Genomic DNA, 17,484 nt, shown 5'->3' with positions numbered 1-17,484 from the left:
TCAGTCGATTCCGTGGCTCTGGAGCCACATTTCCAGGAGTCCCAGTTGCCACAGCTTGTTTCCGTTCAACGGGGTCAGTTCGGCATTCGGGTCGGCGAGCAGCGCGTCGACGTAGTCGGCGCGGAACAGGTCACGACGGCGCGCCTCGGGGGCGGTGAGCGCGTCGCGTACCCGGTCGAGGAGCTTGCCCTCCAGGTGGGTGAGTCCCGGCACAGGGAAGTAGCCCTTGGGCCGGTCGATGACCTCGTGCGGCAGCACCCGGCGGCCGATCTCCTTGAGCACGCCCTTGCCGCCCTGGGCCAGCTTCAGCTCCGGCGGGCAGCTCGCGGCCAGTTCGACGAACTCGTGGTCGAGGAACGGCACCCGGGCCTCCAGCCCGTGCGCCATGGTCATGTTGTCGACCCGCTTCACCGGGTCGTCGGTCAGCATGACCTGGGTGTCGATCCGCAGGCCGGCGTCGACGGCGGTCTGCGCGCCGGCGCGGCCCAGGTGCGCGGCCACGAACTCCCGCGCCGGGTCGCCGTCGGCCAGCCACGCCGGGTTGAGCACCCGGGCCAGTCCGGCCGCGTCGCGGTCGAAGAACGCCTTCGCGTACGTCTCGAGCGCCTGCTCCCGGTCCACCCCGGCCAGCGGCGGGTACCAGTGGTAGCCGCCCAGGATCTCGTCCGCGCCCTGACCCGACTGGACCACCTTGACGTGCCGCGCGACCTCCTGGCTGAGCAGCCAGAACGCGACGCAGTCGTGGCTGACCATGGGCTCGCTCATGGCCGCGACGGCGGATTCCAGCGGCGGCAGCAGGTCGCCGGTGGGCACCCGGATCTGGTGGTGGTCGGTGCCGAACGTCTTCGCGACCAGGTCGGAGTAGACGAACTCGTCGCCCTCACGCCCGCCGACCGCGTCGAAGCCGATGGAGAACGTGGCCAGGCCGGAGCGGGCCTGCCCCTCGCCGGCCAGCAGCGCCACGACCAGGCTGGAGTCGAGGCCGCCGGAGAGCAGCACGCCCACCGGGACGTCGGCCACCATGCGGCGGCGTACGGCGGTGGTCAGCGAGTCGAGCAGCGCGTCCTGCCAGTCCCGCTCGGACCAGCCGGCCCGCTCGGCGGCGCGGCCGAAGGACGGGTCCCAGTACACCCGCTCGTTGGTGGAGCCGTCCGCCTCGTACACCCGGACCGTGGCCGGCGGCAGCTTGGTGACGCCGGCGAGGATCGTGCGCGGCGGCGGCACGATGCTGTGGAAGCTCAGGTAGTGGGCGAGCGCCACCCGGTCGATGGTGGTGTCGATGCCGCCACCGGCGAGCAGCGCCGGCAGGGTCGAGGCGAACCGCACCACGCCGGGGCTCTCGGCCAGGTAGAGCGGCTTGATGCCGAGGCGGTCCCGGGCCAGCACCAGGCGGCCGGTGTCGCGCTCGCTGATCGCCACCGCGAACATGCCGATCAGGTGGTCGACGAAGTCGAGACCCCACTCGGCGTACGCCTTGACCACGACCTCGCTGTCTCCGGAGGAGAAGAAGCGGTGTCCCTTGGCCTGCAGCTCCGCGCGCAGCTCCCGGTAGTTGTAGATGCAGCCGTTGAACACGCCGGTCAGCCCGGCGGCCGCGTCCACGATCGGTTGGCCGCTCGCGGCGGACAAGTCGATGATCTTCAAGCGCCGGTGTCCCAGCGCGGTCGGCCCCTGCGACCAGACGCCGCTGTCGTCGGGCCCTCGGTCACTCATCGTGGCCGCCATCCGCTCCACGGCCGAGACATCGGCGCGTGAACCGTCACGGCGGAACTCTCCCGCAAGTCCGCACATACGAGCCAATGCTGCCAGAGGTTGTTTCGGTTCGCCTGTTGAGACGATGACGAACGTGTGACAGGTTGCTACGATGCGCCGTCACGCAGGGTGGTCGCCAGTTGAGGTGCAGTTTCCAGCCCTCGGGCGCCGGATGCCGGAAATCCGGCTCGACCGGGGTGTGAGGAACACCGCACGGCCCGCCGCCCGTACCCCGCTCCCGCGATCTTGCAGTTCGGGCCCACAGGATGTCCGATTGGCGAGTTTGCGGGGGTAGCAAAGTGCAAGATCGGCGAGCATGGCGGGGCGGTCGGGCACGATGCGCGGGGTCGCCGGTCATCGTGCCCGATCCGGGTGTGGCTACGCGGTGCGGGCCACGCCGACGGGGCAGCTCAGCCCGTTCGGTCCGTGGTCGCAGTAGCCGTCGGGTTCTTGGTCCTGGCGGACGGCGTACTAATGGCCGCCTAGCTTGTCGATCTCTGTAGGAGTTGTCGGGACGACTCGAAGCCCAGCCGTTCGTACACCGGGACCGCCCTGCGACCGGAATGAACCGTCACGCGGAGGGATCCAAGGTGGGTGGCACGCCCCGCCGCAGCTTCCACGAGCGCCGAGCCGATCCCCCGGCCTCGCTGATCCGGTAAGACGAAGACGCTCTGTATGTCGGCGGACAGCCGACGTGTCGCTCCAGGTCGTGGCACGCGAGGGACGAGCGCGACCCAGGCCATGCCGACGATCTCGGGTCGGCGGAGTCGAGCGACGAACGCCAGGTGCGAGTCCTGGTGGGCTTCCCACCACCGAGCAAGCTCCGCTGTGAATGCGTCAATGGACGGCTGTGCTGGCGCCTCATGAAGACTGTCCAGCCACAGCAGCAGCCGGGCCAACTCCGGGACGTCGTCCGCGCCCGCCTGACTGATCCGCACGAGCCGAGTCTGCCACCGCCGGAGTGCGCCGGTCACGCCCAAGTCAGCGCTGACGCGGATCCGCAGACCCGCACCAGCGCTGTGCCGGAATCAGGCCGTCTTGGCCACGCCCACTGGGCAGGTCATGCCGTTGGGTCCGTGGTTGCAGTAGCCGTTCGGGTTCTTCGTCGGAGCCAGGTACTGCTGGTGGTAGTCCTCGGCGAAGTAGTAGTCGCCGAGCGGAGCGATCTCGGTGGTGATCTCACCCTTGCCGGCCTGGGCCACGATCGGCGCGAACGCGTCCCGCGACGCCTTCGCGGCGGCGGCCTGCTCGTCCGTCGTGGTGTAGATCGCCGAGCGGTACTGGGTGCCCACGTCGTTGCCCTGGCGCATGCCCTGGGTCGGGTCGTGGTTCTCCCAGAAGACCTTGAGCAGGTCCTCGTAGGCGATCTTCGACGGGTCGTAGACCACCTGGACCACCTCGGCGTGCCCGGTCATGCCCGAGCAGACCTCCTCGTACGTCGGGTTGGTGGTGTAGCCACCCGCGTAACCGGCGGACGTGGTGATCACGCCGGGGAGGGTCCAGAACAGCCGCTCGGCGCCCCAGAAACAGCCCATGCCGAAGACGGCGACCTGCGCGCCCTCGGGGAACGGGCCCTTCAGCGTCGACGGCAGCACCTCGTGCCGGTCGGCGATCGGCATCGCGATCGGGCGGCCCGGCAGAGCCTGGTCAGGAGTGATCATTTCGGCCTTCATGCGGCGGAGGAACACGGTGGGACTCCTCTCTTGGCTTTCCCAGCGTGTGCAACAGCGTCGGCCCCCGGTTCCTTACCCGCCCACGCGCACGTCAGGCCAGCGCAGCCGAGATCCGCCCGGCGAACGTCTCGGCCTCGGTGTCGTCGGCGTACCGGGTACGCGGCCAGAAGAAGCCGCGCAGCCCGTCGCCCTTGGTCCGGGGCACCACGTGGGTGTGCAGGTGCGGTACGGACTGGGACACCCGGTTGTTCATCGCCACGAACGTCCCACCGGAGCCCAGACCGGCCTCCACCGCCACGGCGATGCGCTGCACCAGCCGGAAGTAGCCGGGCAGCGCTTCGGCCGGCAGGTCGGACAGGGTGACCAGGTGGGTGCGGGGCACCACGAGCACGTGTCCCTTGAACACCGGCCGGGTGTCGAGGAACGCGACCCCGTCCGGCTCGTCGGTGACCCGGAACGCCGGCACCTCGCCCGCCACGATCCCGCAGAACACACACCCGCTCATCCGTCCCACCCTAGGCCGGACCCGTGGCCCCCGCTCCGCAGGCGAGCGTGATCATGAGGTTGGGGGCGACAAATCGGACCACGGTCGCCGTCAACCTCATGATCGACGAAGCGTCGGTCGCGGTCAGGCGCGGTCGAGGTAGGCGTCCCAGTCGTCGTCGGGGACGCCGGCCGGGCCGGTCTCGCCGTTGGCGAGGCGTGCCCGGATGTCCGCCTCCCACCGCAGCGCCCATGCGCGCAACTCTTCGACCTGCTGCTCGGTGATTCCGTACGACCGGAACGTCCGGCCGTCCCGCTCCACCACGCCACCCAATCGGTCGGCCAGTTCGTCGAGCGAGAAGCCTGCGGTGTGCCGGGCGCCGAGGTGCTCCAACTCCGACCAGGTGAGTCGAGCGGAGGCTGCGTGGACGTCGATGTAGTCGCGGTGGGCAGCACGGTCGTGTAGCGCGCGGACCTTCAGCCCGACCGCGTCCTCGAAGGCCAGCACCGGGCCCAGCGCCATGCGGGCCGGCGGCGCGAGTGCCTCCTTGAGCAGATCGACCTCACATGAAGAGACGTCGTCCGAGATCAGCAGGCGAGCCATGCGCGGCGTCGACTCGATGATCCGGGCGGAGAACCCGGCCGCGGCGTAGGCGGCGGCGAGGCGGTCCGCCACGGCACCGAGCGGAATCGCGGCGGCCGTGGCGAAGTCGATGTCCTGAGAGGGCCGGTCGACCAGATCGTGGGCACACATGGCGTAGCCACCGGCGAGCATCAGTCCCAGGTCGTCACCAGCGGTGAAACCGATCTCCAGCAGGCGACGGTGCAGTGCGCCCATCATCCGGCGACGAGGTCGGGCAGTTGCCGCTCCCAGAGCCGGGTCACCCGTCGGGCCGTCAGCCGTCGAATGCGTGGCCAGTCCTGGCGGAGCAGCGCGGCGTCGACGTACCTGATGATGTCCTCCCGTTGGCCGCAGTCCAGCAGGAGGCAGTAGAGGGTCAGTCGCTCACCCGGGTCACCCACGTCGTAGTCGCCCGGGCCCGACCAGGCGAGGCGCACGGGCAGCCTGACCCGCCCCGACCGCGGCCCGCTCAGGAGGCCCAGCGAGGCCGGGATCCGGTCGGCGACGCCGTGCAGGCGGGAGGGGAGCGCCTCGGTCGTACTCACCGGCCCAGTATGGCCGACCACCCCGACAGACTCCTGGTTGTGACAGGCGCGCCCGGCCTACCGGGAGCAAAGGCAAAGCGGGCGGACTAACGTCTGCGGCATGAGGCACGGCTTCGAGACACTCGCCATCCACGCCGGTCAGGCCCCGGAGGCCCGCACCGGCGCGGTGATTCCGCCGATCTACCAGACCAGCACGTACGCCCAGGACGCCGTCGGCGCGCCGCGCGAGGGCTACGAGTACAGCCGCTCCGGCAACCCCACCCGGGACGCGCTCCAGGAATGCCTGGCCGCGCTGGAGGGCGGCCAGGTGGGGCTCGCCTTCGCCAGCGGGCTGGCCGCCGAGGACACGCTGCTGCGGACCATCTGCAAGCCGGGCGACCACGTGGTGATCCCGGACGACGCGTACGGCGGCACCTACCGGCTGTTCGCCAAGGTGGCCGAGCGCTGGGGGCTGGCGTACACCCCGGCGAAGGTCTCCGACCCGGACGCGGTGCGCGCGGCGATCCGCCCGGGCGCCACCCGGATCGTGTGGGTGGAGACGCCGACGAACCCGCTGCTCGGCATCGCCGACATCGCGGCGCTGGCCGCCGTGGCGCACGACGCCGGCGCGCTGCTGGTGGTCGACAACACGTTCGCCTCGCCGTACCTGCAGCAGCCGATCGCGTTCGGCGCGGACGTGGTGGTGCACTCCACCACCAAGTACGTCGGCGGACACTCCGACGTGGTCGGCGGCGCGCTCGTCGCCGCGGACCGGGCGCTCGGCGAGGAGCTGCGCTACCACCAGAACGCGATGGGCGCGATCAACGGCCCGTTCGACGCCTGGCTCACCCTGCGCGGCATCAAGACCCTCGGGGTACGGATGGACCGGCACTGCGACAACGCCGAGCGGATCGCGGCCTACCTGGACGGCCACGCGAAGGTCGCGCAGGTCCTCTACCCGGGCCTGCCCTCGCACCCCGGGCACGAGGTGGCCGCCAAGCAGATGCGGCGGTTCGGCGGCATGATCTCGTTCCGCGCGGCGGGCGGCGAGGAGCACGCCGTGGAGATCTGCAACCGGGCCCGGTTGTTCGTGCTCGCCGAGTCGCTCGGCGGCGTCGAGTCCCTGATCGAGCACCCCGGCCGGATGACACACGCAAGCGCTGCGGGCTCGCCGCTTGAAGTTCCCGGCGATCTCGTGCGACTGTCTGTCGGCATCGAGACGGTCGACGACCTGCTCGCCGATCTGGAGCAGGCCCTGGGCTGACCGCTGGCTGGGGAGGGTGGCAGTGCCGGAGATCTTGCCGACGACGTGGGTCGGTGCGACCGCGAAACAGATCGCCCGGGCGGTACGCCGGGGCGACGTCTCCGCCACCCAGGTCGTCGCCGACCACCTGGATCACGTCGCCCGGGTCGACGCCGACCTGGCCGCGTTCCGCACGGTACGCGGCGGTGAGGCGATCACCGAGGCGGAGAAGGTCGACGAGCAGGAGGAGCTGGCGAACCTTCCGCTCGCCGGTGTGCCAGTGGCGGTCAAGGAGAACACGCCGGTGGCCGGCCTGCCCACGTGGAACGGGTCGGCCGCCATGCGTACCGGCGTGGCGGAGGCCGACCACGAGGTGGTCCGGCGGCTGCGCGGCGCGGGCGCGGTGATCCTGGGCGTGACCCGGATGCCGGAACTGGGCCTGTGGGCGCTCACCGACGACGACACCGCTGCCACCCGTAACCCCTGGGATCCGACGCGTACCCCCGGCGGCTCCTCCGGCGGCGCGGCCGCCGCGGTGGCCGCCGGGCTGGTGCCGATGGCCCACGGCAACGACGGCCTCGGCTCGATCCGCATCCCGGCGGCCTGCTGCGGCCTGGTCGGGCTCAAGCCCGGCCGGGGCGTGGTGCCCTGCCAGCTCGGCGCGGACGACTGGTTCGGCCTCACCGAGCACGGCATGCTCACCAGCACCGTGGCCGACGCGGTGGTCGGCTTCTCGGTGCTGGCCGGTCGCCGGCCGGACAAGCTGGTTCCGCCGGCGCGGCTGCGGGTCGGCGTGTCGCTGCGCTCGCCGGTGCGCGGCGTCTCCCCGGACGCGCCGAACCGGGACGCGGTCGCCGCCGCCGGCCGGCTGCTCGCCGCCGCCGGCCACGACACCGTGCCCTCCGACCCGGTCTACCCGACCCGGCTGGGCCTGCAGGGCATCGCCACCTGGTTCGCGGCGGCCGCCGCCGACGTGCGCGCCGCCGGGGTCGCCCCGCGCCAGCTCCAGCGGCGCAGCCGCCGGCACGTGACGCTGGGCGAGTGGGCGCAGCGCCGGGGGTACGTGCGGGAGGCCGACCGGACCGCCTGGCGCGAGCGGTCGGTGAACTTCTTCGCGGACAACTCGATCGACCTGCTGCTCACCCCGGCGCTGGCCGGGCCGCCGCCGGAGGCCGCCGGCTGGTCCGGCCGTTCCTGGCTCGCGAACATGTCGGCGAACATCAGGTACGCCCCGTACGCGGCGCCGTGGAACATCGCCGGGCTGCCGTCGATCGTGGTGCCGGTCGGCCGCCGCCCGGACGGGCTGCCGGTGGGCGTGCAGTTCGTCGGCCCGCCCGGCTCCGAGCTGCTGCTGCTCGGCGTGGCCGGCCAGTTCGAGATGCAGGCGCCGTGGGCGCGGCACGCCCCCGGCTACCCCCGCATCGATACGGGGTCGCCGGCCGCCGCATGATCGTCTAGCGTGTGCGCGCCCCTGTCGCACACACCATCTCGGACGGTCCCCGATGCACTGCCAGACCTGCGGGGACGCCACGTCCCCGGCCTACGAAGAGTGCCAGCGTTGCGGTACGCGCGTCGGCCAGCCCGCGGTGACCCCCGGCGCGCCCACCTACGGCGTACGCGGACTGGCCGTGGCCAGCGCGCTCGCGGTCGGCGCCGCCACCCTGTGCTACCTGCTGACGGCCCTGTTCCCCCTGGTGGGCGTACAGATGGCCCGCTCGGCCGCCGAGCAGCTCGACCGGGACGTGCTGCTCGGCGTGGTGCTCGTCGAGGTGCTGTTCACCCTGCCCTACCTGCTCGCCCTGCTGACCGCGGGGACGCTCGTGGTGATCTGGACGTGGCGGGCGCGCAAGAACCTGGACGCGTTCCCGGGCGCCGTGCCGAGCCTGAGCCCGGCCTGGGCGATCGCCGGCTGGCTGGTGCCGTTCGCCAACCTCGTCGTGCCGGCCCGGGTGCTGGCCGACCTGCTCCGCAACAGCGTGTGGCAGCGCCGCCAGTCGTGGCTGGTCGGGGTGTGGTGGGCGAGCTGGCTGGTGTTCCTGATCGGTGACCGGTTCGTCGCGCGGGCCGAGCAGCAGCGGTACGACCGGCTGACCGAGCTGCCGCGCAACGACGCGGAGTTCGCCACGTACGTGCGCTTCTACGAGGAGGCGCTCGCACCCCGGCTGACGCCGGCGGTGGCCTGCCTGGTCGCCGGGGTCGCGTTCGTCGTGCTGGTCCGCCGGATCTCCGCCGCCCAGCAGGACCGGCTCGCGCGGGCCGTGCCCGCGTGGCCCGGCCAGCCGGTCTGGCCCGGTCACCCCGGCTGGCCCGCACCCGCCGCCTTCGCGCCTGCCGCGCCCGCCGCGCCGGTCGCCGCCGGGGCCGCTGGTCCCCGGGACGGCGCGGACGGCGCCTCGGCGACGTCGCCGCAGGTTCCGCCGGGACCGAATGGCACGATCGGGGCATGACGGAACTGGTCGGTCTCGCCGACGTTCAGGCCGCGCGGGAACTGCTCGGCGGGGTCACCCGTACCACCCCGCTGGAGCCGTCCCGGCCGCTCAGCGCCGCGCTCGGCGGGCCGGTCTGGCTCAAGTGCGAGAACCTGCAACGCGCCGGGTCGTACAAGGTGCGTGGCGCGTACGTGCGGATCTCCCGGCTCTCGGCCGAGGAGCGGTCCCGCGGCGTGGTCGCGGCGAGCGCCGGCAACCACGCCCAGGGGGTGGCGCTCGCCGCCGGCCTGGTCGGTGCGCACGCCACCGTCTTCATGCCGGTGAACGCGCCGCTGCCGAAGGTCGCCGCGACCAAGGGGTACGGCGCGCAGGTCGAGCTGGTCGGCAACACGGTGGACGAGTCGCTCGTCGCGGCGCAGACCTTCGCGGAGCGGACCGGCGCGGTGTTCATCCACCCGTTCGACCACGCGGACGTGATCGCCGGGCAGGGCACCGTGGCGCTGGAGATCCTCGAACAGTGCCCGGACGTGCGCACCATCGTGACCGGGGTGGGCGGTGGCGGGCTGGTCTCCGGGATGGCGGTGGCGGCCAAGGCGCTGCGTCCCGACGTACGCGTGATCGGGGTCCAGGCGGCGAGCGCCGCCGCCTTCCCGCCCTCGCTGCGGGCCGGTGAGCCGGTACGGCTGCCCTCGTTCGCGACGATCGCCGACGGGATCGCCGTCGGCCGGCCGGGGGAGCTGACCTTCACCCACGTTCGGAAGCTCGTCGACGAGGTCGTCACGGTCTCCGAGGAGGACATCTCCCGGGCGTTGCTGATGCTGCTGGAGCGCGGCAAGCAGGTCGTCGAGCCGGCCGGCGCGGTCGGTGTGGCGGCGCTGCTGGCCGGTGCGGTGGAGGTGACCGCGCCGGTGGTCGCGGTGCTCTCCGGCGGCAACATCGATCCGCTGCTCATGCTCCGGGTGATCGAGCACGGTCTGGCGGCGGCCGGCCGTTTCCTGCGGATCACGGTGCGCTGCACCGACCGGCCCGGTCAGCTCGCCTCCCTGCTCGGCGAGATCGCCGAGCACCGGGCCAACGTGGTGGACGTGGTGCACCAGCGGGCCAACCCGCACCTGCGCCTGGGCGAGGTGGAGGTGGCCCTGTCCGTGGAGACGCGCGGGGTGGAGCACTCGGACACGCTGATCAGCGCGCTGCGGGCCAGCGGCTACCAGGTGGTGTTCACCGGCGAGGGCTGAGCCCTCGCGACAACGCGAACGCCCCGGCCGGATGATCCGGTCGGGGCGTTCGCGTGTGCGGCTCGGGTCCGAGGAGCCTGTCAGCCTCGGTCGGGTTCGGGACCCGAGCCATCCGGCGCGGGTCCGGAAGGTCAGCCGCTGTACGGCTCGAAGGAAACGATCGTCACCTTGATATCGGCGCCGCTGGGAGCGGTGTAGGTGCAGGTCTGCCCCGCCTTGCCGCCGAGGATGGCCTTGCCGAGCGCGGACTCGGGGCTGTAGACCGTCAGGTCGGTGGTGGCGGCGATCTCCCGCGAGCCGAGCAGGAACGTCTCGCTGTCGTCCGCGTCGTCGTCGAAGTAGATCGTCACGACCATGCCCGGCGCCACCGCATCGGTGTCCGGAGCCTCACCGACCTTGGCGGTGCGGAGCAGCTCCTTCAGGTAGAGAATGCGACCCTCGGCCTTGCCCTGCTCCTCGCGGGCGGCGTGGTAGCCACCGTTCTCCCGCAGGTCGCCCTCCTCGCGCCGGGCGTTGATCTCGGCGGCGATGACCGGTCGGTTGGCGATCAGCTCGTCGAGCTCTGCCTGCAGACGGTCGTAGGCGTCCTGGGACAGCCAGGTGGCGGGCGCCTCGTTTCCATTTGTGGACACAGGCGGTCTCCTCGGTTGGTGCGGACTGGCTGACAGGTGAACTTGCAAGGCTACCAGTGCCGCACACGTCGAGGTGTGATCAATCACCCCGGGTGCTGGCGACGGGACCGGGGTGCGGATGCCGGCGGTTCGCCGGCGCTGCGGTTCAGCCGGCCGGCCGGCAGCGCAACACCTCGCCGATGAACGGCCGGGCGCTCGTGGGCACCTCCTGGCGGGTCCGGATGTGGCGCTGGCCCGGCTCCGCGGTCACCGTGGTCTCGATGGTGCCCACCTGGGCGCCGTCGTGCGAGCGGGCCCGCAGCAGACAGGTGGCGGAGCCACCCGGCGGCACGGTGACCCGGAAGTCGACGGTCACCCGGGAGTCGGTGATGTCGGAGTAGCTGATCATCTCGCCCTGGTACTCCGGGTCGCCGTACTGGTAGTAGAGCTTCGCCGCGCCCAGCCCGAGGACGGCGAGCAGGACCGTCACCGTCAGGGCGAGCAGCAGCGGCCGGCGGCGGCCCGGCTCCCGGCGTCGGCCGTACCGGCCGGGCGGGAAGACCGGCGCTCCCGCTACGACTGTGGCGTGCGTCTCGCTCACCGGCGGGTATCTCCTGGCGTTGTTGTCGGCGGCATCGGCAAGAATGGCTAGGTCCATCTTCCCAGCCCGGCGCTGAGTCAAGGATGGCAGGTCGGCCTGGACCGGCGGGCGTGGCCCTGGCCACTCCGGTGGCGGCCCCCGACCGGCTGTCACGGGGGCTTTCGCGGGCGCGGGGGGAGATTCCGGCAGGTCAGCCGACCGGACGGTGGTCGGCGGGCACAGACGAGGAGCGCCGAAGGTGGCAGAACAGCTGCGTCTCATGGCGGTGCACGCCCATCCCGACGACGAGTCGAGCAAGGGTGCCGCCACCATGGCCAAATACGTCGCCGAGGGGGTGGACGTCCTGGTCGTCACCGCGACCGGTGGCGAACGGGGCAGCGTGCTCAACCCGAAGATGGACCGCCCCGACGTGTGGGCCAACATCGGTGACATCCGGCGGGCCGAGATGGACGCCGCCCGGGCCATCCTCGGCGTCGAGCAGGCGTGGCTGGGCTTCGTCGACTCGGGGCTGCCCGAGGGCGACCCGCTGCCGCCGCTGCCGGAGGGCTGCTTCGCCCTGCAGGACGTGGATGTCGCCGCCGCGCCGCTGGTGCGCCTGATGCGGCAGTTCCGCCCGCACGTCGTCACCACGTACGACGAGGAGGGCGGCTACCCGCACCCCGACCACATCATGACGCACAAGGTCACCGTGGCGGCGTTCGACGCGGCCGGTGACCCGGAGCGTCACCCCGAGCTGGGCGAGCCGTGGCAGCCGCTCAAGCTCTACTACGACGTGGGCTTCTCCCGCGCCAAGATCATGAGCCTGCACGAGGCGGTGCTCGCCGCCGGGCTCGAGTCGCCGTACGGCGACTGGATGAAGCGCTGGGACGAGCGCCCCGACAAGGGCGCGCGGATCACCACCCGCGTCGAGTGCGCCGACTATTTCCCGGTGCGCGACGACGCGCTGCGCGCCCACGCCACCCAGATCGACCCGGACGGGTTCTGGTTCCAGGTGCCGATGGAGCTGCAGAAGCGCGCCTGGCCGACGGAGGACTTCCAACTCGCCCGCTCGCTGGTCGACAGCCCGCTGCCCGAGTCCGACCTGTTCGCGGGCGTACGGGAGGCGTGCCGTGCCCACTGACCGGGCCCGGGTCTACGCTGGTGGGCAGCCGCACATCGGAGGAACACCATGCTGACCACCGTCGAGGTGCTCGCACAGAACAACTTCGGTGACACCCGTACGGGTGGTCTGGCCGGTCCGATGGGCCTCTTCCTCATCGTCGCGCTGGCCACCGTCACCGTCCTGCTGATCCGCAACATGAACGCCCGGCTGCGCCGGCTGCCCGACCGCTTCCCGCAGCAGGGCGGCCCGGAGCGGGCCGATTCCGCAGTCGCCGATCCGACAGAAGGGCTCGTCGAGCAGGATTCACCGACGAACGCGCCCAGCGGCTCCCAGCAGCGCCGGAACAGCTGAACACCGCGTGAATCACGCCCAAGCCGGTCGTCGCCCCCTGTTGCGACCACCGGCTTTGGCTTAGCCTTCCGCCGGGGGGACCGTCAGGCCCCGGACCCTGCGCGGAAGGGGGACGCCGATGTCGAAGGCAGCACCGGCCCCCGGCCATGCCCCCGCCCGGCCCGGTGACGGGGCGGCCCCGTGACCACCGAGCCGGCCGACCGTCCCCCGGACCGGGTCGGCCTGCGCGGGACACCGACGGGCGTCGTCGCTCTGACCGTCGCGGTCGCGTTCACCGGCCTGCTGGCCGCTGTGCTCGGCCTCGTCGTCCCGTCGCACCTTCCGGTGGACCATCCGCTGCCCGGCCCGGCGCGGTTCGGTATCGCCACTGTCGCGTTCGCGGTTGCCCAGCTCGCCCGGCTGCGCTTCCGTACCGCGTCGGGCATGGTGAGCATCACCTGGGGCGAGGCCGCGCTGGTGGTCTGCCTCTGGCTGGTGCCGGCCGGCTGGCTCCCGGCCGCGGCCCTGCTCGGGGCGGGCGCCGCCTGGACCGTCATGTCGGTGGTCTCGGACCGTCGACCGGCCCTGGAGCTGGCGGGGATCGCCGGCTCGCTCACCGCCGCCACCGCGCTGGCAGCGGCCGTCGCGACCGCCCTCGGCCCGCCGCTGCTCGCCGCGCCCACGCCGGAGCTCGCGCTCACGCTCACCGCCGCCGCGGTGACGTACCTGCTCACCACCGCCTTCCTGGGCGCCGTCACGCTCGCGCTACGGCACGGCATCCCGATGGGGCCGCCGCTGTTCGCCGCACTGCGCGGCAAGCTGCTCATGTTCGTCGGCAACGTGGCGGTCGGCATGGTGGTGGTCGCGCTGCTCGAACTCGACGCGCGCTGGCTGCTGCTCCTGCCGCCGCCGCTCTGGCTGCTCCAGCAGACCTACCGGCACCGGCTGCGGGCTGACCAGGAGCGGCGGACCTGGCGGGCGTTCGCCGAGGCCACCGCCGCGCTCAACCAGCTCGACGAGCGGGGCGTGGCGACCGCCGCGGTGACCGGCGCGCTCACCCTGTTCGGCGCCGAACTGGTCGAGGTCGACGTGGCCCGGGGTGAGGGGCGCTGGCGCCGGTACCGGGCCGATCGTGGCGGGCAGGTCCGCGACCGGGAGGTGGAGCCCCTCGGGTGCGCGGGCGTCGCCGAGCACGAGTTGGTGCGGAATCTCGTCGTGGGCCCCGCCGAGGTCGGCCGGCTGCGGGTGCGGTTCGCCCGGTCCGCCCCGCCGAGCGCCCGGGAACGCGACGGCGTGGCGGCCTTCGGGGACGCGCTCGCCGCCGCCCTGCACGACGCCGCCACCCACCGGGAGCTGCGGCTGGTCACCGCCCGCTCGTCGTACGACGCGGTGCACGACCAGCTCACCGGCCTGCTGAACCGGGCGGCGCTGCTCACCAAGGGCGACCAGGCGTTGCGGCAGCGCCCGCACGACCACCCGGTGGCCCTGCTGCTGCTCGACGTGAACCAGTTCAAGGAGGTCAACGACACGCTCGGGCATTCGGCCGGCGACCAGCTGCTGCGGCTCACCTCCAACCGGCTCGCCGCGCTGACCCGGCCGGGTGACCTTCTCGGGCGGCTCGGCGGCGACGAGTTCGCCCTGCTGCTCACCTCGGTGCCGCTGGTCGAGGACCGCACGGCCCCGATGGCGTACGCGCTGCGCCAGGCCCGGGAGGTCGCCGAACGTCTCGCCGCCCCGACCGAGGTGGCCGGGGTACGGATGTCCGTCGAGGTGGCGGTGGGCGTGGTGGTGGCCGACGCGGGGGCGGCCGACCTGACCGAGCTGCTGCGGCGCGCCGACATCGCCATGTACCAGGCGAAGGAGGGCGGCGGCAGCGTCGCCGCGTACGACAGCTCCCGCGACGCGGCGAGCACCGACCACCTGGCGTTGCTCGCGGAGATGCGGGAGGCGCTGGCCGCCGACGACCAGCTGGTGCTGGCGTTGCAGCCGGCGGTGGACCTGGCCACCGGCGCGCCGACCGGCGTGGAGGCGCTGATCCGGTGGCGGCACCCGCGCCGGGGCTGGCTCGGCCCGGCCGACTTCATCCGCCCGGTGGAGAACAGCGAGCAGCTCGGCAGCTTCACCCGGTACGTGCTGGACAAGGCGCTGGCCGTGGCGTCCGGGTGGGCGCGGGAAGGGCTGGACGTCCCCATCTCGGTGAACCTGTCCGCGCGCAGCCTGCTCGACCCGCGGCTGCCCGCCGAGATCGACGAGGCGCTGCGCCGCCACCAGGTGCCGCCGCACCGGCTGGTCCTGGAGATCACCGAGACGGTGGTGATGAGCGAGCTGGAGGTCATCGACGAGGTGCTGACCACGCTGCGCGCCATGGGTGTGCAGCTCGCCGTGGACGACTTCGGCACCGGCTTCTCCTCGCTGACGTTCCTCACCCGGATCGCCGTGGACGAGCTGAAGGTGGACCGGTCGTTCGTGCTCCGGATGGCCGACTCACCCGAGGCGGCGGCGATCGTCCGGACCACCGTCGGGCTGGCCCACGAGCTGGGGCTGCGGGTCGTGGCCGAGGGCGTCGAGACCGCCGAGCAGCGCACCGCGCTGGCCGAGCTGGGCTGCACCGCGGCGCAGGGTTACCACTTCTTCAAGCCGATGCCCGCCGACAAGATCGCCGCGGTGCTCGGGTCGCTGCGTGACGCCGCCCGGGGCAACGTGTTCCCGCTGCGCGCCGACGGCGCTTCCTGACCCCTGCCGCACCGGCGGCGTCGGAAGGCGATGGTGGATAGGGTCGGGTGGTGAACCGACTCGCCGAGGCCACCTCGCCCTACCTGTTGCAGCACAAGGACAACCCGGTCGACTGGTGGCCGTGGTGCGACGAGGCGTTCGCCGAGGCGAAGCGGCGCGACGTGCCGGTGCTGATCTCGGTCGGTTACGCGGCCTGCCACTGGTGTCATGTGATGGCGCACGAATCGTTCGAGAACGAGGCAGTGGCCCGGCTGATGAACGACGACTTCGTCTGCGTGAAGGTCGACCGCGAGGAGCGCCCCGACGTCGACGCGGTCTACATGACCGCCACCCAGGCGATGACCGGGCAGGGCGGCTGGCCGATGACCGTCTTCGCCGCGCCGGACGGCACCCCGTTCTTCTGCGGCACGTACTTCCCCCGCGCCAACTTCATCCGCCTGCTCGGCTCGGTCGCCGCCGCCTGGCGCGACCAGCGTGAGGCGGTGCTGCGCCAGGGCGCCGCCGTGGTCGAGGCGATCGGCGGCGCGCAGGCCGTCGGCGGCGTGACCGCCCCGCTCACCGCCGACCTGCTCGACGCCGCCGCGAGCCAGCTCGCCCGGGAGTACGACGAGACGAACGGCGGTTTCGGCGGCGCGCCGAAGTTCCCGCCGCACATGAACCTGCTCTTCCTGCTCCGGCACCACCAGCGCACCGGCTCGGCGCGCAGCCTGGAGATCGTCCGGCACACCTGCGAGGCGATGGCCCGCGGCGGTCTCAACGATCAGCTGGCCGGCGGTTTCGCCCGCTACTCGGTGGACGGCCACTGGACCGTGCCGCACTTCGAGAAGATGCTCTACGACAACGCGCTGCTGCTGCGCGTCTACACTCAGCTGTGGCGGCTCACCGGCGACCGGCTGGCCCGCCGGGTGGCCCGGGACACCGCCCGGTTCCTCTCCGACGAGCTGCACCGCGCCGGTGAGGGCTTCGCCTCCGCGCTGGACGCGGACACCGAGGGCGTCGAGGGGCTCACGTACGTCTGGACCCCGGACCAGCTCATCGAGGTGCTGGGGGAGGACGACGGCCGGTTCGCCGCCGACCTGTTCGAGGTCACCGCCGAGGGCACGTTCGAGCACGGCAGCAGCGTGCTGCGGCTGGCCCGGGACGTGGACGACGCCGACCCGGCGGTGCGGGCGCGCTGGCGGGACGTGGTGGGCCGGCTGCTCGCCGCCCGGGACACCCGGCCGCAACCGGCCCGCGACGACAAGGTGGTGGCCGCCTGGAACGGGCTCGCGATCACCGCCATCGCCGAGTTCCAGCAGGTCGCCGCGCTGCTCGTGTCGCCGGACGACGAGGACGCGAACCTGATGGACGGCGTACTGATCGTCTCCGACGGCGCGATGCGGGACGCCGCCGAGCACCTGGCCGCCGCGCACCTGGTGGACGGCCGGCTGCGCCGGGTCTCCCGGGACAAGGCGGTCGGCGCGCCGGCCGGGGTGCTGGAGGACTACGGCTGCGTCGCCGAGGCGTTCTGCGCGATGCACCAGCTCACCGGCGAGGGCCGGTGGCTGACGCTGGCCGGTGAGCTGCTCGACGTGGCGCTGGCCCGGTTCGCCGGGCCGGACGGCGCGTTCTACGACACCGCCGATGACGCCGAGCGCCTGGTCACCCGGCCCGCCGACCCGACCGACAACGCGACCCCGTCCGGCCGCTCGGCGATCGTCGCGGCGCTCGTGGCGTACGCGGCGCTGACCGGGGAGACCCGCTACCGGGAAGCGGCCGAGCAGACGCTGACGACGGTCGCGCCGATCGTCGACCGGCACGCCCGGTTCACCGGGTACGCGGCCACCGTCGGCGAGGCGCTGCTGTCCGGGCCGTACGAGATCGCGGTGGCGACCGGCGACCCGGAGGGCGACCCGCTGGTGGCCGCCGCCCGGCGGCACGCCCCGCCCGGCGCGGTGGTGGTGGCCGGCGCCCCGGATCAGCCCGGCGTGCCGCTGCTGGCCGGGCGGCCGTTCGTCGACGGGCGGCCCGCTGCGTACGTCTGCCGCGGCTTCGTCTGCCAGCGGCCGGTGACCACCGTCGAGGAACTGGTCGCGCAGCTCGGCTGACCGGAGTGGGCCGGGCCGCCCTCACGGTCCGGCCCGCCACCGGCCCTTATAGGCTGGCG

General features: G+C 72.8%; 16 protein-coding genes. 8 read left to right on the top strand and 8 right to left on the bottom strand.

All coding sequences use genetic code 11. The annotated features are described in order from the left end of the window. The 6 genes from ACSDG8_RS12710 to ACSDG8_RS12685 form a co-directional block, all read right to left on the bottom strand. Nucleotides 1-1,791, bottom strand: coding sequence for an N-acetylglutaminylglutamine amidotransferase (locus ACSDG8_RS12710; protein WP_439427900.1), 1,791 nt, complete (start codon nt 1,789-1,791; stop codon nt 1-3). A 443-nt stretch (nt 1,792-2,234) separates the two neighbouring features. Next, entirely contained in the window at nt 2,235-2,690 is a 456-nt protein-coding gene (locus ACSDG8_RS12705; protein ID WP_210896659.1) for a GNAT family N-acetyltransferase, read from the bottom strand. A 90-nt stretch (nt 2,691-2,780) separates the two neighbouring features. Continuing rightward, entirely contained in the window at nt 2,781-3,440 is a 660-nt protein-coding gene (gene msrA / locus ACSDG8_RS12700) for a peptide-methionine (S)-S-oxide reductase MsrA (RefSeq protein ID WP_210896657.1), read from the bottom strand. A gap of 76 nt (nt 3,441-3,516) precedes the next feature. Continuing rightward, complete coding sequence (locus ACSDG8_RS12695; protein ID WP_210896655.1) at nt 3,517-3,930, bottom strand: HIT family protein; 414 nt, start codon at nt 3,928-3,930, stop codon at nt 3,517-3,519. Between the two features lie 123 nt (nt 3,931-4,053). Further along, the gene (locus ACSDG8_RS12690; protein WP_210896653.1) at nt 4,054-4,749 is read right to left on the bottom strand and encodes a nucleotidyl transferase AbiEii/AbiGii toxin family protein; all 696 of its coding nucleotides are present in this window, start codon (nt 4,747-4,749) and stop codon (nt 4,054-4,056) included. Further along, entirely contained in the window at nt 4,746-5,075 is a 330-nt protein-coding gene (locus tag ACSDG8_RS12685; protein WP_307856175.1) for a hypothetical protein, read from the bottom strand. Before ACSDG8_RS12685 ends, ACSDG8_RS12690 begins: the two co-directional genes overlap by 4 nt. A gap of 100 nt (nt 5,076-5,175) precedes the next feature. Here ACSDG8_RS12685 and ACSDG8_RS12680 point away from each other — a divergent pair, with 100 nt between their 5' ends. The 4 genes from ACSDG8_RS12680 to ilvA all read left to right on the top strand — a co-directional run bounded on the left by ACSDG8_RS12680 (nt 5,176) and on the right by ilvA (nt 9,961). Beyond that, entirely contained in the window at nt 5,176-6,318 is a 1,143-nt protein-coding gene (locus ACSDG8_RS12680) for a cystathionine gamma-synthase (protein ID WP_210896650.1), read from the top strand. 16 nt (nt 6,319-6,334) lie between these two features. Next, nucleotides 6,335-7,747, top strand: coding sequence for an amidase (locus tag ACSDG8_RS12675; RefSeq protein WP_210896648.1), 1,413 nt, complete (start codon nt 6,335-6,337; stop codon nt 7,745-7,747). A 136-nt stretch (nt 7,748-7,883) separates the two neighbouring features. Next, on the top strand, nt 7,884-8,744 hold the full coding sequence (locus tag ACSDG8_RS12670) for a DUF4328 domain-containing protein (RefSeq protein WP_307856176.1): 861 nt from the start codon (nt 7,884-7,886) through the stop codon (nt 8,742-8,744). Continuing rightward, nucleotides 8,741-9,961, top strand: coding sequence for a threonine ammonia-lyase (ilvA, locus tag ACSDG8_RS12665; protein WP_210896644.1), 1,221 nt, complete (start codon nt 8,741-8,743; stop codon nt 9,959-9,961). The genes ACSDG8_RS12670 and ilvA overlap by 4 nt, the downstream gene beginning before the upstream one ends. A 131-nt stretch (nt 9,962-10,092) precedes the next feature. Here the strand turns inward: ilvA and greA are convergent, their stop codons facing one another. Both greA and ACSDG8_RS12655 read right to left on the bottom strand, forming a co-directional pair. Then, nucleotides 10,093-10,593 carry a transcription elongation factor GreA gene (greA, locus tag ACSDG8_RS12660; protein WP_210896642.1) on the bottom strand — a complete coding sequence of 167 codons (501 nt, stop codon included), beginning with the start codon at nt 10,591-10,593 and terminating at the stop codon, nt 10,093-10,095. Between the two features lie 145 nt (nt 10,594-10,738). Then, complete coding sequence (locus ACSDG8_RS12655) at nt 10,739-11,173, bottom strand: DUF4307 domain-containing protein (RefSeq protein ID WP_210896640.1); 435 nt, start codon at nt 11,171-11,173, stop codon at nt 10,739-10,741. Nucleotides 11,174-11,411: 238 nt separating this feature from the next. On the opposite strand from ACSDG8_RS12655, the gene mca reads away from it, so the two are divergent. The 4 genes from mca (at nt 11,412) to ACSDG8_RS12635 (ending at nt 17,425) form a co-directional block, all read left to right on the top strand. Beyond that, nucleotides 11,412-12,293 carry a mycothiol conjugate amidase Mca gene (mca, locus tag ACSDG8_RS12650; RefSeq protein ID WP_210896638.1) on the top strand — a complete coding sequence of 294 codons (882 nt, stop codon included), beginning with the start codon at nt 11,412-11,414 and terminating at the stop codon, nt 12,291-12,293. A gap of 48 nt (nt 12,294-12,341) precedes the next feature. Beyond that, nucleotides 12,342-12,626, top strand: coding sequence for a hypothetical protein (locus tag ACSDG8_RS12645; RefSeq protein WP_210896636.1), 285 nt, complete (start codon nt 12,342-12,344; stop codon nt 12,624-12,626). A gap of 222 nt (nt 12,627-12,848) precedes the next feature. Then, nucleotides 12,849-15,338 carry a putative bifunctional diguanylate cyclase/phosphodiesterase gene (locus tag ACSDG8_RS12640; protein WP_210896734.1) on the top strand — a complete coding sequence of 830 codons (2,490 nt, stop codon included), beginning with the start codon at nt 12,849-12,851 and terminating at the stop codon, nt 15,336-15,338. Nucleotides 15,339-15,388: 50 nt separating this feature from the next. Continuing rightward, a complete protein-coding gene (locus ACSDG8_RS12635; protein ID WP_210896634.1) occupies nt 15,389-17,425 on the top strand; it encodes a thioredoxin domain-containing protein in 2,037 nt (678 codons plus the stop codon). Nucleotides 17,426-17,484: the final 59 nt, after the last annotated feature.

It is taken from the genome of Micromonospora sp. LA-10, assembly GCF_051853095.1.
Taxonomy (GTDB): domain Bacteria; phylum Actinomycetota; class Actinomycetes; order Mycobacteriales; family Micromonosporaceae; genus Micromonospora; species Micromonospora echinospora_A.
The sequence above is the reverse complement of the archived record's forward strand: the minus strand, read 5'-3'. Positions and strand labels throughout refer to the sequence as shown.